This is a genomic window from Actinoallomurus soli, from assembly GCF_024055715.1.
GTDB classification, from domain to species: domain Bacteria; phylum Actinomycetota; class Actinomycetes; order Streptosporangiales; family Streptosporangiaceae; genus Actinoallomurus; species Actinoallomurus soli.
Map to the genome: position 1 here is coordinate 1 of NZ_JAMXMV010000004.1, position 16,116 is coordinate 16,116.

The 16,116-nt window shown below is 70.7% G+C and carries 11 protein-coding genes and 1 other RNA gene; 2 read left to right on the forward strand and 10 right to left on the reverse strand.

Annotated elements, in window-relative coordinates; translation table 11 throughout:
• Positions 1-95: 95 nt before the first annotated feature.
• The 6 genes from ssrA to ftsE form a co-directional block, all read right to left on the reverse strand.
• Positions 96-470, reverse strand: a transfer-messenger RNA (tmRNA) gene (gene ssrA / locus NDW01_RS11890).
• Positions 471-847: 377 nt separating this feature from the next.
• Entirely contained in the window at positions 848-2,722 is a 1,875-nt protein-coding gene (locus NDW01_RS11895; RefSeq protein ID WP_252819869.1) for a penicillin-binding transpeptidase domain-containing protein, read from the reverse strand.
• Positions 2,723-2,724: 2 nt separating this feature from the next.
• Entirely contained in the window at positions 2,725-3,198 is a 474-nt protein-coding gene (gene smpB, locus NDW01_RS11900) for an SsrA-binding protein SmpB (protein ID WP_252785445.1), read from the reverse strand.
• 4 nt (positions 3,199-3,202) lie between these two features.
• The gene (locus NDW01_RS11905) at positions 3,203-4,444 is read right to left on the reverse strand and encodes a S41 family peptidase (RefSeq protein WP_252819871.1); all 1,242 of its coding nucleotides are present in this window, start codon (positions 4,442-4,444) and stop codon (positions 3,203-3,205) included.
• Positions 4,445-4,499: 55 nt separating this feature from the next.
• Entirely contained in the window at positions 4,500-5,405 is a 906-nt protein-coding gene (gene ftsX / locus NDW01_RS11910; RefSeq protein ID WP_252785443.1) for a permease-like cell division protein FtsX, read from the reverse strand.
• A gap of 123 nt (positions 5,406-5,528) precedes the next feature.
• Positions 5,529-6,227 (reverse strand): cell division ATP-binding protein FtsE, encoded by a 699-nt coding sequence (gene ftsE / locus NDW01_RS11915; protein WP_252785442.1) that lies wholly within the window; start codon positions 6,225-6,227, stop codon positions 5,529-5,531.
• 267 nt (positions 6,228-6,494) lie between these two features.
• Between ftsE and NDW01_RS11920 the strand changes: the two genes are divergently transcribed.
• Entirely contained in the window at positions 6,495-6,683 is a 189-nt protein-coding gene (locus NDW01_RS11920; RefSeq protein WP_252819873.1) for a hypothetical protein, read from the forward strand.
• Between the two features lie 50 nt (positions 6,684-6,733).
• Here NDW01_RS11920 and prfB read toward each other — a convergent pair whose 3' ends face one another.
• Complete coding sequence (gene prfB / locus NDW01_RS11925; protein WP_252819875.1) at positions 6,734-7,855, reverse strand: peptide chain release factor 2; 1,122 nt, start codon at positions 7,853-7,855, stop codon at positions 6,734-6,736.
• A gap of 140 nt (positions 7,856-7,995) precedes the next feature.
• On the opposite strand from prfB, the gene NDW01_RS11930 reads away from it, so the two are divergent.
• On the forward strand, positions 7,996-9,048 hold the full coding sequence (locus tag NDW01_RS11930) for a hypothetical protein (protein WP_252819877.1): 1,053 nt from the start codon (positions 7,996-7,998) through the stop codon (positions 9,046-9,048).
• Positions 9,049-9,060: 12 nt separating this feature from the next.
• Here NDW01_RS11930 and NDW01_RS11935 read toward each other — a convergent pair whose 3' ends face one another.
• The 3 genes from NDW01_RS11935 to NDW01_RS11945 all read right to left on the reverse strand — a co-directional run bounded on the left by NDW01_RS11935 (position 9,061) and on the right by NDW01_RS11945 (position 15,994).
• Positions 9,061-10,014 (reverse strand): hypothetical protein, encoded by a 954-nt coding sequence (locus tag NDW01_RS11935; protein WP_252819879.1) that lies wholly within the window; start codon positions 10,012-10,014, stop codon positions 9,061-9,063.
• Positions 10,015-10,045: 31 nt separating this feature from the next.
• A complete protein-coding gene (locus tag NDW01_RS11940; RefSeq protein ID WP_252819880.1) occupies positions 10,046-10,957 on the reverse strand; it encodes a hypothetical protein in 912 nt (303 codons plus the stop codon).
• Between the two features lie 105 nt (positions 10,958-11,062).
• Positions 11,063-15,994 carry an NAD-glutamate dehydrogenase gene (locus tag NDW01_RS11945; RefSeq protein WP_252819881.1) on the reverse strand — a complete coding sequence of 1,644 codons (4,932 nt, stop codon included), beginning with the start codon at positions 15,992-15,994 and terminating at the stop codon, positions 11,063-11,065.
• Positions 15,995-16,116 lie beyond the last annotated feature (122 nt).

Here is a 16,116-nt window from a genome sequence, read left to right on the forward strand (position 1 = left end):
CCTCGGGGGGCTCGGGGGGTCGTCCCCCCGAAAGAAATGACGAAGGGCCAGCGGGGAAGGGAGCGTCAGCTCCCGACCACACTGGCCCCAGGCCCGAGTGGAGGTGGCGGGAATCGAACCCGCGTCCTTCAGTACCAAGACAGGGCTTCTCCGGGCGCAGCCTGCTAGTCGTTTTCTCAGCCCCGGCGCTCACGCAGGCGTGTCGCCGACAGGCTCAGCCACTGTTAGGTTTCCCTGTCGCTCCCGTGGCCGGAGCGGCAGGTTGAGTCTCCTAGCGATGCCAGGTCCCGGGCCGGAGACACTCCCGGGCTGACAAGTTCGCTATCTCGCCTTAGGCGGCGAGGGCGAACTGAGTGCGCTTAGAGTTGGCACTTGTTCTTTTGCGGTTACAGGATTTACGAGGTCACAACCGCAACCCTCGGCCCGCTTCCCCGTGTCTCGACATACCGAAGTCGAAACCGGTCACCCCCTCTTGAGTTGTCAACCGGGCACCGAAGCGCCCGTCACGCCGACCGTACATCTTCAACACCGGGGATGCCAACGTCATTCCCGCCGGAGGGCCGGTCCGGGTGATGGGTGATCGGGGGCCGGAGAGATGAGAACCCCCGTGGGTGTGGACTAGGCACACCCACGGGGGTGACCGGCAGGGTCGGGCCGGTCCGGACGACAGAGCCTCCCCCGAGACGAGGCTCTGGTCTCATCACGGCGACTGAGTCCGCAACCCCCCAAGCGGTATCTCAGTCACTCGTTAAGACGCCCGGTCACAGGCGGATGGTTGCGGCCCGAGAGTCAAGAAATGACAAAGCCGTCACGCCGGTCACTTCGGCCGGTCAGGACACCTCGGCGTTCAGTGCTTCGCCCGCAGGAACGCCGCCGCCAGGCTCGCCGCCGAGACCTTGCCCTCGACCGCGATCGCGAAGGCGACGTCCTGCCGGTACCCGACGAACCAGGAGACGACCTTGCCGTTGCCGTCCGGCACCATCGCGGTGACGCCGGCCACTGGACGAGGGGGGACCTTCGCCTGCCGGGCCGCGCCGCTGCGGACGGACGTCTGCATGAGGCTCTGGAGCTGCGTGATCGAGTCGGTGCTGCCGCTCAGCGGCTGAGGCTGGATCGGCTGCGGGGAATCCTTCAGGAGCTGCGGCGGCCGCCAGGTGCCGCTCGCGACGGCGCCGGCGACCAGCGCCATCGACAGCGGGCTGACCTCGATCTTCCCCTGACCGACCATCTCGGCGGCCCGCTCGGCGTCATTGGCCGCCAGGGGCACCGAGCCGGAGAACGCCGGCACGGGCAGGCTCCACGGCGCGCCGAGCCCGAAGCGGGCCGCGCTGACGCGCAGGTCCTGTGGGGCGACGTTGCGGTACAGCGCGGCGAACGCCGTCGTGCAGCTCACGGCGAAGTTGGACGAGAAGGTCTTGCCGACCCGCCCGGAGTAGGTGAACTCCTGCCCGCCGATGTTCTGCGTGCCCCTCTTGCAGGGCGGCGAGGTGATCTTCTGGTCGTGCTGCAGGAGCGCCCGGGTCGTCACGATGCTGAACGTCATGCCCGGCGGATAGTGGCCGTTCAGCGCGGTGCTGCCCTGCTGCGAGGGGTCATCGCTCTGGCGGGCGTCGTTCTTGCGCTGGGCCGGGGGGTTGTCCGCGGCCGCGAGGACGGCGCCGGTGTACGGGTCGATCGCGGCGAGGGACGCCGGGTAGGGCACCCCCTTCAGCGCGGCCTCGGCGGCGTCCTGCGTCCTGCGGTCGATCGTCGTGGCGACGGACTGGCTCTGCGTGCCGCGGACCTCGTTGAGGATCTTCTCGTCGGCCCCGGAGGGGTCCTGCGCCACGACCTGGACGGTGGGGGTACCGGCCAGCTTCCGCTGCTCCAGCACCTGCAGTCCGGAGACGCCGATCGTGTCACCGGGCTGGTACGGCGCGCCGACCTGCTGAAGGCGCTCGGCGGTGGCCGGGCCGAGGTCGCCCACGATCTCATCGGCGACCGCGGGCGCGACGTACGCCGGCTTGGACCGCAGCTCCACGCCGGGCACCTGCCGGAGCTGGGCGGCGTCGCCGGCCTGCTGGGGTACCTGGAGGGTCACCAGCGGCAGGAACTTCTGCGGCGGCGCGGACCGCACGTGGGCGAGCACACGGTCCTTGTCCAGATGGGTGATCTTCGCCAGCTGGCCGAGCGTCTGCTCGGCGTTGGCGAGCCTGCCGGGCGTCACGCCGAAGACGTCGACCTCGACCTTCTTGAGGAGCGTCTTGCCCTTGTTGTCGACGATGGGCTGGCGCGTCGGCGTCATGGTGACGATGGCGAGCCGCTGGCCCTGGCCCAGCTGCGGGTGGATGATCGACGGACTCCAGACGACCTTCCATTTGCCGTTCGTCCGGTGCAGGCGCATCGAGCTGCCGTAGCTCCAGGGCTGGCCGCCGTCGCCGAGGTCGATGCTGACCGCGAACTGGGCCGTCGCGTCCTCGCCGGTCTGCCGCACGCGGCCGAGCGCGAGGCGCAGCGACGCCAGGTCCAGCTGGGACGGCAGGGCGGAGAGGACCGCCGCGACCGCGGTCCGGTCCCCGTCGGTCTCCTTCGCGGCGTTACGGTAGTTGCCGTTCTGCCAGGACACGAGGAAGTTGCGGATCGTCGGCAGCGGCGAGGGCTCGGCGAAACAGCCGGCGGTCGCCGTCGTGGCCAGCAGGGCCGCGGCCAGTCCGGCCGCCGACCGGAGCCGTCGGATACCCACCCTCAGCGCCTCCGCAGCCGTGCGGCGCGGGCCCGCTCCATCTCCCGGACGGCGTCCCGCTTGGCGATGTCCTGTCGCTTGTCGTACTCGCGCTTGCCGCGCGCGACCGCGATCTCCACCTTCGCCTTGCCGTCCTTGAAATAGAGGGTGAGCGGGATCAGCGTACGGCCGGGCTCGTTGGTCTTACCGATCAGCTTGCCGATCTCTCGCCGGTGCAGCAACAGCTTCCGGGGACGACGCGCCGCGTGGTTGGTCCACGTCCCCATCGTGTATTCGGGAATGTGCACTCCCTCGAGCCAGACCTCTCCGTCGCGGATCAGAGCGTACCCGTCCGTGAGGTTGGCCCGCCCGGCGCGCAGTGACTTCACCTCGGTGCCGGTGAGCACGAGGCCCGCCTCGTAGGTGTCCTCTATGTGGTAATCGTGACGCGCGCGCTTGTTCTGCGCGATCAGTTTGCGTCCCTCTTCGCGTGGCAATGACTCAGCCTCGGTCCTTCTTCGGCAGGGTGGCCGACAGCCCGCGCACGACCGTGAGCGCGCGTCGCTCGGCCTCCCGGGGTGGGCGGTTCGCGTTGACCGCGACGTCGGGGTCGATCCCGGACCCATCGAGGTTACGGCCACTCGGAGTCCGGTATCGACCGACGGTGAGTTCGATCGCGGATCCGTCGGCCAGCCGCAACGGCTCCTGCACCGACCCCTTTCCGAAGGTACGCGATCCGACGATCACTGCGCGATCTCGGTCCCGCAATGAGCCCGCGACCACCTCGGCGGCGCTGGCCGTGCCCCCGTCGACGAGGACGACGAGCGGGTCCGCGGTGTCGCCGCCCGGACCGGCCAGGAGCCGCTCCGGCGGGGCCCCGGCCCGTTCGAAGGTCGCCACGGGGCCGCCCGGCAGGAAGACCGAGGCGGTGTCGACGGCCTCGTCCAGCAGGCCGCCGGGGTTCGCCCGCAGGTCGAGCAGGACGCCGCCGCGCCGCCCGGGCCGGCCGGTCACCGCCGCGCGCACCTCCCGCCCGACTCCCCGGGTGAACGCCGCGATCCGGATCACGACCACGCCGTCGGCGGTGAGGGACGCGCTCACGTCGTGCGACGGCACGGCCGTCCGTACCAGCGCGAACCGCAGGGGCGCGCCGTTCCGGCGGACGGCGAGGCCGACGCCCGTGCCGGGCCGTCCCCGCAGAGCCGCGGCGACGGCGGCGACCGTCAGGTCACGGGTCGCGGTGCCGTCGACCGCCGAGACGACATCGCCGGGGCGCACGCCCGCGCTCTCGGCGGGTGAGCCCGGCTGGACGCCGACGATCCGGACGTCGTTCCCGGCCTTCGCCAGCCACAGGCCGACGCCGCTGTACCAGCCGTTCAGGGTGGCCTCCAGGCCGCCGAACTCCGCCGCCGTGTAGAACCGCGCCCAGCGGTCGCCGATGCGGCGCAGCGTCTCCGCGATCACGGCGCGCTCCTCCGCCGGGTCCGGCGCCGCCGCGACGCCCGCCATCACCGGGGCGCCCGGCGGGACCGGGGCGTCCGGCGCCGCCGAGGCGGGATCCGGCACCGCCGGGGCCGGCTCGATCGCCGCCCGTCCGGCCGGCCGGGCGCTCCGCCCGGGCGGCTTCCGCCGCGCCGACGCGTGGGTGCCCCTCCCGCCCGCCCCGGCGTCCATGACGTACACCACCGCCAGAGCGGCCACGGCGGCCGCCCCGCGGAGCACACGACCGGTCAGCCGGGGCATGCGAGGATTCTACGAGCGACCTGATCACCGGACCGGCATATCGCCGGGAGCAGCGTCAGATCTTGAGATAGCGGCGCAGAGTGAGGAAGGACGCCAGGGCGCACAGCAGGATGCCGAAGCACATCGACGCGACGATGACCGTGGTCACGTCGAGCCAGCCGAGCGGCGTCGCGAGTTGCAGGTTCTTCTGCAGCCTGCCGAGCAGGAAGACCTTCGAGAAGCTCAGCAGGATGGCCGCGAACACACCGCCGACCAGGCCCGCGATCGCGCCCTCGAGGACGAACGGCAACTGGATGTAGACGTTCGAGGCGCCGACCAGCCGCATGATGCCGGTCTCCCGCCTCCGGTTGAACGCCGACAGGCGGATGGTGTTCGCCACCAGGAGGACGGCCGCGATGAGCTGGATCGCCGCGATGATCAGCGCCGCCCACTGCAGACCACTGAGGATCTTGAAGAACTTGTCCAGGATGGCGCGCTCGTTGACCACCTGGTCGACGCCCTCCCGGTTGCTCATCTGGGCGACGACCGCCGCGAAGTTCTTCGGGTCCTTGAGCTTCACCCGGAAGGAGTCGGGGATGTCACCCGGCTGAATCGAGCCGGCGATGCCCGGGCTGTCCTTGAACTGCTCCTTGGCGCGCTGGTACGCCTCCTGCGCCGTCTCCGGGACGACCTTCGCGACCTGCGGCATCGACTCGAGCTGCTTGCGGATCGCGTCCTTCTCGCTCTGGTTCGGCTCCGTCTTCTTGCAGTTCGGGTTGGCGCTGAGCTTGTTGCACAGGTAGATCGAGACCTCGACCTTGTCCGACCAGTAGTTGTTCGACTTGTCGACCTGCATCTTCAGCAGCACACCCGTGCCGAACAGCGCCATCGCGATCGCGACGGTGACGATGAGCGCGATGGTCATCGTGAGGTTCCGGCGGAGACCGATCCAGATCTCCTGAAGAACGAACTGTACCCGCATGCCTCGCTGTCCTTGGTCGTCCGGGTGTTGGTCGTGGCGGCGCGGCGGCGCGGTCGGCGAGGGGCCGTTCCGCGCCTGGCCGGCGGTCTGTCGAACGCCGGCCCGCGCCTGGTGGGCGGTCCGCTAGACGCCGCCGTACGCCTGGCCGTAGACGCCGCGCGACTGATCGCGCACGACGCGGCCGTCCTCCAGCTCGACCACTCGCTTGCGGAACGCGTCGACGATCGCCGCGTCGTGCGTCGCCATCACGACGGTCGTGCCCGTCCGGTTGATCCGGTCGAGCACCTTCATGATGCCGATGCTGGTCGCCGGGTCGATGTTCCCCGTCGGCTCGTCGGCCAGGAGGATCATCGGCCGGTTGACGAACGCCCGCGCGATGGCGACGCGCTGCTGCTCGCCGCCGGAGAGCTCGTCGGGCATCCGATGGGCCTTGCCCTCGAGGCCGACCAGGTCGATGACCTCGGGGACCACCTTACGGATGAAACGCCGTGGCTTCCCGATGACCTCGAGAGCGAACGCGACGTTCTCGTAGACGTTCTTGTTGGGCAGCAACCGGAAGTCCTGGAACACGCAGCCGATACGGCGGCGCAGGTGCGGGACCTTCCAGTTGCTCAGCCGACTCAGGTCCTTGCCGGCGACGTGGATACCGCCCTGCGTCGGCCGCTCCTCCTTGAGGATCAGGCGCAGGAAGGTCGACTTGCCGGACCCGGAAGGACCGACGAGAAAGACGAACTCGCCCTTCTCCACGGCCACGTTGACACCCTGGAGGGCCGGTCGACTCTGGTGCGAATAGACCTTGGTGACGTTATCAAAGTGGATCACGGCTGCATCACGACGTGCCAGTCTAGGGGCTGGGGACGGCGACGACTGTCTTTCCGTCTGACAGACGCCCTGCCGCGGCTTCCCGGCTTGGCGGGCCGATTGGCCAAGCAGCAGTCTAGAGGGGAGACTGGCATGGATAGTCCAACTTGGGTACACCGAGGGAAAGCAACCGGGCATCACGGACACCCGTCGCCGATTGACGGCGGACCACCGGCCAGGAACGCATAGGCTGAACGGATTCCCGCCCGACGTTCAGGAAGGAGCCGGATGAGCTGCGAACATCTGATCTGCGCGCGATGCTCGGGCCCCGTCGTCGAGGGGCGCTGCCCCGCCTGCCGCGCGGCACGGGCGGAGGTGCACCGTACCGGGCCGTTCGGCCTGTCCCCCGTCCTCATCGTCGGCGCCCTGATCCTGGCGCTGACGCTGCTGATCGCGCTCAGGCTGGGCCTGCACTGACCTGGCCGGGCCCCCGGGCCCGGTCCAGGCCTTCGGCCGCGTCGTAGGGTCTAGTCCTGGTCCTCGCCGGCCTCGCGGCGGCGCATCCACCGGATCTCGGCCTCGATGAACTCATCGATGTCGCCGTCGAGGACCGCCGTCGGGTTGCCCGCCTCGACGCCCGTGCGCAGGTCCTTGACGATCTGGTACGGGTGCAGCACGTAGTTGCGGATCTGCGTGCCCCAGGAGCTCGTCGTCTCACCGCGCAGCTCGTTCATGCGCTCGGCCTCCTCCTGTCGCTTGCGCTCCAGGAGCTTGGCCTGCAGCACCGACATCGCGGTCGCGCGGTTCTGCAGCTGGCTGCGTTCGTTCTGGCAGGAGACGACGATGCCGGTCGGCAGGTGGGTGATCCGCACCGCCGAGTCGGTGGTGTTGACGCCCTGCCCGCCGGGGCCGCTCGACCGGTAGACGTCGATGCGCAGCTCGTCCTCGGGGATCTCGACGTGGTCGGTCTGCTCCACCACCGGCACCACGTCGACGCCGGCGAACGAGGTCTGCCGGCGGCCCTGGTTGTCGTACGGGGAGATCCGGACCATGCGGTGGGTGCCGTGCTCGCCGCGCAGGGTGCCGTAGGCGTACGGCGCCCTGACCGTGAAGGTCGTCGACTTGATGCCCGCCTCTTCGGCGAAGGACGTCTCGTAGATCTCGGTCGGGTAGCCGTGGCGCTCGGCCCAGCGGAGGTACATCCGCTGCACCATCTGGGCGAAGTCGGCGGCGTCCACGCCCCCGGCCTGGGAGTTGATCGTGACGAGCGCCTCGCGGGCGTCGTACTCCCCGGACATGAGGGTGCGGACCTCGAGCTGCTCGATCTCCTTGCGGAGCGTGCCGAGGTCGCGTTCCGCCTCGCCGCGGACGTCGTCGTCGCCCTCCTCCGAGGCCAGCTCGAACAGCACGGCGGCGTCGTCGAGGCGGCTGCGCAGGCCCTCGACCTTGCCCAGCTCGCCCTCCAGGTAGGACAGCCGCCGGGTCACCGCCTGGGCGCGGTCCTGGTCGTTCCACAGATCGGGGTCGGCAGCCTGCTCACGTAGCTCCGCGATGTCGCGGCGCATCGCGTCGAGGTCGAGGACGGCCTCGATGCCGGTCAGCATCGAGCCGAGTTCCTTCATCTCTTCCGAGGGATCCATGACTGCCACGTTCGAAGCCTACCCGTGCCCGTACTCTCCGCGTACGCGCTCCGCCGGTCTTCCACGGGCCCCGGGACCGGACCGCGCGAGGGCGTACTCGGAGATCCCTGGCATACTCTGCCCGATAGCTGTAGCGAAGGCCGGGGAACATGAACAAGGCGGTTGCGTCCACACTCGTGGCGGTGCTCACCATCACCGCCGCCGCGGGTTGCTCGGGCAAGCCACACCGCACCGTACGCGCGAGCCCGGTCGCCGCCGAGAGCAGCAGCCCCCCGCCCGAGCCGCTGACCCCCGACGTCGCGGCCAAGGCGTTCCACTCGTTCGTGAACAACGACGACGTGGCCCGGGCCAGCGGGGACGAGCGCCTCGCCCTGTGGTGGACCAGCGAGGGGCAGTCGCAGCTCACGGCCGCGGCGTTCCGGCGGGCGGTCGCGGCGGGCGACCCGGTCCCCCGCTACGTCTACGGGAAACCGGTCTTCTACGTGCCGCACCTGCTGCTGACGGGACCGCAGTGGTTCGTGGTGAGCGCGCGCCGGACGACGACGGACGGCAAGGATCCCCACACCGTGTACATGGGGTTCCTGCGGACCAAGTCGGTCCAGCGCTGGCGGCTGAGCGCGCTGGCGGTGCTCGACGACAAGCAGAAGCCCCCGAAGGTCGCGGTCGACTCCGACGGCTACGCCAAGGCCCTGGCCACCTTCGACAACGCCCTGCTGATCCCGCCGCGGCTGGTGCCCTCGATCCAGGCGACACTCGCCGAGGAGGGCCCGCAGAACGTCGCCGCCCAGGTCATGCGCGCCGGGAAGTACACCACCGGCTACTACGCGACCGACCAGAAGGCGATGAAGAACAAGAAGGCGAAGAAGGCCGGGCTGCACAACAGCGTCGTGTACGCCGCGACGTCCTTCCCGATCTTCCCGCTGGCGACCGCGGACGGCGGAGGGCTCGTGCTCTACGCCCTCAGCCGCGACACGGTGATCACCAAGAGCAAGGACAAGGACAAGTCGGACCGCTTCCCGGTCCCCGACGACGCCGCGCCCTTCCTGACGTCGAAGTCCGTCAAGAGCGAGATCGACATCAGCCAGACGATGCAGTACGTCGCGGTGGTCCCGGCCAAGCCGAAGAAGGAGGACGGCACCGTCAAGGCGCAGATCATCGGCGCCGACGGCGGCACCGTCAAGGCGTCCGTCCCCACCAAGTAGGCGTTCGCGATCTCAGGACGCCTGGGCGGAGGCCAGGTCGAAGGCCTCGATCAGCACCGTCGCCCGGCCCCGTACGGGCAGGTAGGTGACGGCCTGCCAGACCCAGGTCGCCGTCACCCGGTGCGCGGACCTGCCGTGGAGGTAGGTGCGGACGTCCGCCGGCAGGACCGCGACATCGCCGCTGCCGGTCGCCGTGTAGGTCGTCGTACGGCGCAGCGAGTAGGACACGATGGCGCCGCCGTCGTCGGTCCGCAGCGCGTAGACGGGATAGCCGGTGGGCGCGGACCGGCCGGAGACGGTCACCCCGTGATCACGTAGCTGCCGCTCCTGTCCGGCCTCGGCGGTCCGCCAGGTGCGGGCGGTGGTACCCGGCACGATCGAGTCGTCGTTCCCGCGATCGAGGTACGCGGCGTGCGCCGCCGGCAGCGCGGCCGGCGCCGTCGCAAGCGTGGTCGTGTCCGGGTCGACCGCGACGGCGTAACCCTGATCGCCGGTGGCGATCTTGGGCGGCTCCCCGTGGAAGTACATCCTGCTCGACAGCCGCCAGGCCGACTTCGCGTTCTTCTGCGCGAACACCGCGAAGAGCGGGCGCTCGGTGCCGCCCTTACGCTCCAGCGCCGACACCGCGAACCACCGGGGCGTGCCGCGCAGCCGCGGGACGTACATCACGGGGTTGCGCAGGGAGATCGCGCCGGTGCGCGGTGGCCGTCCGCCGCCGAGGCGCAGGGCGGCCTCGGCGGTGGCGCCGATCGCGTCGGTGCCCACCTCCCGCCACTCCTTGACGTCGCCCGCCGTGACCGCCCGGTTGTAGTGGCGTACGTAGGCCGCCAGGACCTGCGCCGAGGTGTCGGCCGAGACGGCGGGAACGGCGGTGTCGCCCGTGGTGTCACCGTCGTCGTGGCCGTCCTGGCAGCCGGCGAGCAGGAGGATCGCCAGCACGGCCGGCGCGACACGGCGGTGACGCATGCCACGAATTCTGACATTCGCCGCATCATCGCTAGGACGCGGTGGCCTGGATCGCCTTGCGGTAGCTTCCGACGACCTTGGCCGCGCCCTGCGGAGGGACCACGGCGAGGTACTGCGTCAGCGCGGTGGTGTCCAGGTGCCGGCGGACCTTCCCGTTGATCAGGCCGGCCAGGTCGCCGCCGTTGCCGATGAGCCCCGGCTTGGCCAGGTCGTAGCTCTCACTCTGCCGCACGACGTACCAGACGAGCGCGCCGCCGTCGGTGGTGCGCAGCGCGAACGCCTGCTGGCGGTCCGGCCGGAAGTCGGAGGTGAGCGTCACGCCCCGGCGCTTGAGCGCGGCCTCCGCCTTGACCAGCGCGTCGTGCGCCTGGTTGGTGTACGGGCCGGGGGCCATGCCGGACGTGCCGCGCGTCAGCGTGGCGGCGTGCACCGCGGCGATCTTGCCGGGCGCGGGCGCCGTCTTGCCGTCGTCAGGGGCCACGGCGGTGGCGTAGCCGTCCTTGTCCAGGGCGACGCCGGTGATCGTCTCGGCGGGGAACGGGTCGGCGGTGAGCAGCCAGGGGCCGCCGGGCCGCTCCTGGGTGAAGACCAGGGCGTGCCGGGTCCGGCCCGCGGTGGCGACGACCGCGAACCACTTGGGGAAGCCCGTCTCGCGCGGGATGTAGTAGGCCGGGGCGCTGTAGACGAACGGCGCGTACTTCTCCTTGGCCGCCGCGCGCCGCCGGTACTCGGCGCGGTCCATGTCGAGCTGGGCTCCGGTCTCGACCGTGGCCAGCAGCCTGTCGTCGGACGAGCCGTTGGCCCGGTTGTTGACGGACTGGTAGTGGGCGAGCAGCTGCGCGGCCCGGTCCTTGGCCACGGCGGGCGCGGCGACCGCCGGGGAACCGGCGCACGCGGCCAGGGGCAGCAGGACGACCGTCAGGGCGGTGAGGTGTCGAAGCATGCCGACAGATTCGCACAGTGATCATTCGATCACTGTGCGAATCCGGAAAGAATCATCGGGCGGAGAGACGCCCCGGCGACCACCGGGGCATCTCTCGCCGGCGGGTCAGCCGGGCAGGGTGCTGGCGGTGACCAGCGTGCGGATCGCGCGCAGCGCCACCGAGAGGGTCGCGATGCCGAAGCTGTCGCTCTCCCAGATCTCGCCGAGGGTCTGGCCCGCGCGCGAGACCGCGGCGCTGTTCTTCTCGGCCCAGATCGCCAGGCGCTCCTCGGGATCCGCGCCGGGCTCGCTGGTGGCGAGCACGTCGCGGGCGAGGGCGGCGTGCGCGGCGTACAGGTCGTCGCGCAGCGCCGACCGGGCCATCGACTGCCAGCGGTCGTCGCGCGGGAGCGCGATGACGCGCTCGCGCAGCCGCGCGATCTGCAGGCGCTCGGCCAGGTCGAAGTAGACCTCGGCGGCCTCTTCGAGCGGGCGGCCCGTGCTGTGCGCGATCTCCACCAAGTCGAAGGTGGAGTAGGCCGGGACCATGATCGCGACCTGCTCGGCCAGCTCGCCCGGCACGCCCGCCTCGGCGAAGCGGTCCCGCCGCTCCTCGAAGCCCGCCAGGTCACGGCCGGTGAGCAGCTTCGGCAGCTGCGGCGCGAGGATGGCCGCGCCTCCGGCGAAGAAGTCGACCGTCTCCTTCAGGTCGAACGGCATCCGCCGGTTGTGCAGCAGCCAGCGGGCGCCGCGCTCGGTCAGCTTGCGCGCCTCCAGCCGCATCCGGATCTGCGTCGCGGTGTCGACCTGGGACTCCAGGGCGTCCACCGAGCCCCAGAACCGCGGCATGTCGAACACCGCGCGCGCCACCAGGTAGGCGCGGGCGATGTCGGAGGCCGAGGCGCCGGTCTCCTCGTTCATCCGGAACGCGAAGGTGGTGCCGCTGTTGTTGACCAGGCTGTTGACGACGGACGTGGAGATGATCTCCCGGCGCAGGGGGTGCCGGTCCATGTAGTCGCGGAACCGCTCCCGCAGCGGCGTGGGGAAGTACTCCACGAGCCGGGTGGCGAGGTGCGGGTCGTCCGGCAGGTCGGAGGCCCGGATCTCCTCCTCCAGCGTCAGCTTGCTGTAGGCGAGCAGCGTGGCGAACTCCGGGCCGGTCAGGCCGAGGCCCGCCTGCCGCCGTTCGGCGAGTGCCTTGTCGTCGGGCAGGTCCTCCAGCCGCCGCTTCAGCTTGCCGTCGCGTTCGAGCTTGCGCAGGTGGCGGGCGTGTACGTGCAGCATGGAGGAGGCCTGCGTGCGGGCGGCGGCGAGCACGACGTTCTGCTGGTAGTTGTCGCGCAGGACCAGGTCGGCCACCTCGTCGGTCATCTGGAGGAACAGCGCGTCCCGCTGCTTGCGGGTCATCTCTCCGTCGCGGACGACCTGGTCGAGGAGGATCTTGATGTTGACCTCGTGGTCGGAGGTGTCCACCCCGGCGGAGTTGTCGATGAAGTCGGTGTTCACCAGGCCGCCGCCGAGGGAGAACTCGATCCGGGCCCGCTGGGTGAGCCCCAGGTTGCCGCCCTCGCCGATCACCTTGCAGCGCAGCTCGGTGGCGTCGGCGCGCAGCGCGTCGTTGGCCCGGTCGCCGACGTCGGCGTTGTTCTCGTTCGACGCCTTGACGTACGTGCCGATCCCGCCGTTCCACAGCAGGTCGACAGGGGCGCACAGGATCGCGTGGATCAGCTCGTGCGGGGTCATCGCCGTGACCCCGTCGTCGATGCCGAGCGCCGCGCGCACCTGCGGGGTGATCGAGATCCGCTTGGCGGTGCGCGGGTGCACGCCGCCGCCCTTGGAGATCAGCGAGGAGTCGTAGTCGGCCCAGGAGCTGCGCGGCAGCGCGAACATCCGCGTGCGCTCCCGGAACGACGCCGCCGGGTCGGGGTCCGGGTCGAGGAAGATGTGCCGGTGGTCGAACGCGGCGACCAGCTTGATGTGCTCGGACAGCAGCATGCCGTTGCCGAACACGTCACCGGACATGTCGCCGACGCCGACGACGGTGAAGTCCTCCTTCTGCACGTCCACGCCGAGCCCGCGGAAGTGGTACTTCACCGACTCCCACGCGCCGCGCGCCGTGATGCCCATCGCCTTGTGGTCGTAGCCGACCGAACCGCCGGAGGCGAACGCGTCGCCCAGCCAGAAGTCGTACGACGCGGCGACCTCGTTGGCGATGTCGGAGAACGTCGCGGTGCCCTTGTCCGCCGCGACGACCAGGTAGGTGTCGTCCCCGTCGTGCCGCACCACGTCCGGTGCCGGCACGACCTGCATCTGGCCGGCCCCCTTACGGGTGCCCACCCCCGCCTCTCCGCCGACGAGGTTGTCGGTGATGTCGAGCAGGCCGCTGATGAACTGCTTGTACGACGCGACGCCCTCGGCGAGGAACGCCTCGCGGTCGCTGGGGTCCGGCAGCCGCTTGCAGACGAACCCGCCCTTGGCACCCGCCGGGACGATGACGGTGTTCTTCACCGCCTGTGCCTTGACCAGGCCGAGGATCTCGGTGCGGAAGTCCTCCTTGCGGTCGGACCAGCGCAGGCCGCCGCGGGCCACCGACCCGAACCGCAGGTGCACGCCCTCCAGGCGCGGGGAGTACACGAAGATCTCGAACTTGGGGCGCGGCTGCGGCAGGTCCGGGATCGCCTCGGGGTCGAACTTCAGCGACAGGTACGGCTTCGGCCTGCCCTCGGCGGTCCGCTGGTAGTGGTTGGTGCGCAGGGTCGCGCGGATCATCGCCAGGTAGCTGCGGAGGATGCGGTCCTCGTCGAGGCTGGAGACCGCGTCGAGCGCGCCCTCGATCTCCTCGGTGATGGCCGCCTCGAGCTCCTCGTGGGCGGCGGCGGACCGGTCGTCGCCGGCGTGGTTGAGGCGCGGGTCCAGCCGCGCCTCGAACAGCCGGACGAGGAGGCGGGCGACGCGCGGGTTGGCGACGAGCACCTCCTCGATGTACCGCTCGCTGAAGGTGGTCTTGGTCTGGCGGAGGTAGCGGGCGTACGCGCGCAGCACCATGGCGGACCGCCAGTCCAGGCCGGCGCGCAGCACCAGCGCGTTGAACCGGTCGCTCTCCACCCTGCCGTCCCAGAGCGCCTCGAACGCCTCCTGGAACAGCCCCTTGACCTCGGTCTCGTCCACATCGGGCGACGGGTCGTACCGCAGGCCCAGGTCGTAGATCCACGCCTCGCGGCCGTCGGCGCGGGCGATCTCGTACGGCCGCTCGTCCACGACCTCGACGCCCATCTCCTGCAGCAGCGGCAGGATCTGGGACAGCGAGATCGGCGGGCCGAGCCGGTAGATCTTCAGCCGGCGCTCGCCGGCCTGCGCGTCGTACGGCTCGTACAGGTTGATCGAGATCTCGCCGGGCTCGGTGAGCTCCTCGAGCCGGGTGAGGTCGGCGCACGCCGTACGGGCGGGGAAGTCGGCCTTGTAGCCCTCGGGGAACGCGTCGGTGTAGCGCCGGGTGAGCGCGCTCGCCTGCTCCTCGCCGCACTGCTGAACGATCGCCTCGGCGAGGTCGTCGGTCCAGGACCGGGTCGCGGCGATCAGGCGCCGCTCCAGGTCGGCCGGGTCGACCTCGGGCAGCGGGCGGCCCCGCTCACCGCGGACGACGACGTGCAGGCGGGCGAGGATCGAGTCGCCGACCATCGCGCTGTAGTCGACGGAGATGCCCTCGTACGCCTTGAGCAGGATGTCCTGGATGCGCAGCCGGATCTGCGTGGTGTAGCGGTCGCGGGGCAGGAAGACCAGGCACGACATGTACCGGCCGTACTCGTCCTTGCGGACGAACAGCTTCAGCTGCTTGCGCTCCCGCAGCCGCAGCACGCCGAGCGCGATCGGCAGCAGCTCGGCGACGGAGATCTGGAAGAGGTCGTCGCGGGGGTAGGTCTCGAGGATCTCGATGAGGTCCTTGCCGTCGTAGCTGTCGGCGGCCAGCCCGGCGCGGCCCAGGACCTCCTCCACCTTGTGCCGCAGCACGGGGATGTGCTCGATGCTCTCGCTGTAGGCGGTGTGGGTGAACAGCCCGAGGAAGCGGCGCTCGCCGACGACCTCACCGTTGTCCCCGAACTTCTTGACCCCGACGTAGTCGAGGTACGCCGAGCGGTGCACGGTCGCCCGCGAGTTGGCCTTGGTGAGGATCAGCAGCTGCGGCTCCCGCGCCTTCGAGCGCACCTCCTGTGGGAGGGACGCGAAGCTCGTGGACTCCGCCTGGTCGGAGCGCAGGATGCCCAGGCCGGTGCCGGGAATCGCGCGCAGCTGCTCGCCGTCCGGCCCGTCCTCCAGCTTGTACTCGCGGTAGCCGAGGAAGGTGAAGTGGTCGTCGGCCAGCCAGTCCAGCAGCTCGACGCCGTCGATGATCTCCCGGTCCGGCAGCGGCGGCCGCGTCTCGTTCACCTCGACCGCGATCGCGCCCGCCAGCGCGCGCATCTTCTGCTCGTCCTCGACGGCGGCGCGCACGTCGCCCAGCACCCGCTGCAGGTCGGCCTCGAGCTCGTCGAGCAGCACCCGGTCGCTCTGCCGGTCGATCTCGATGTGGATCCAGGACTCCTCCAGCACGAGGCCGTCGCCGGCGCCGATCCGCTGGAGGCTGCCGGTCACGTCGCGGGTGACCCTGAGCTGGGGGTGGACGATCAGGTGCGTCGCAAGGCGGTGCCGGTTGAGCTCCATCACCACCGAGTCGACGAGGTACGGCATGTCGTCGGTGACCACCTGCACGACGCTGTGCCCGGGGTCCCAGCCGTACTCCTCGATCGTCGGGGTGAACGCCCGCACGTTGGCGCGCCCCTGCGGCCGCTCCTCGCCGAGGTGGCGGTGCACCATCGCGGGACCGCACACGTCCACCGGGTCGCGGTCGAGCAGATCCTCCGGCGCGACGTGGCGGTAGTACGCCCGCAGGTAGCCGAGGATGTCCCCGGCGTCCTGCCGCACGCCCGGGGTGTGCGTGCACGCCCGTGCCGCGCGCTCCAGCAGTTCGTCCTTGGCGTCGTCGAGTCCGGCGGTGCCGCTGACGTTGGCACTCGCGCTCATGCGCCCTCGCCCCTCATTCCAAGTCTCCCTCAATACCTTCGCAGATTCAGTGCTTCACGTGGTCGCGGGCTCGGCGACCGTTGTTCCCGCCAGGACGGGTCGGGAACGCGGTCGGCCACGGG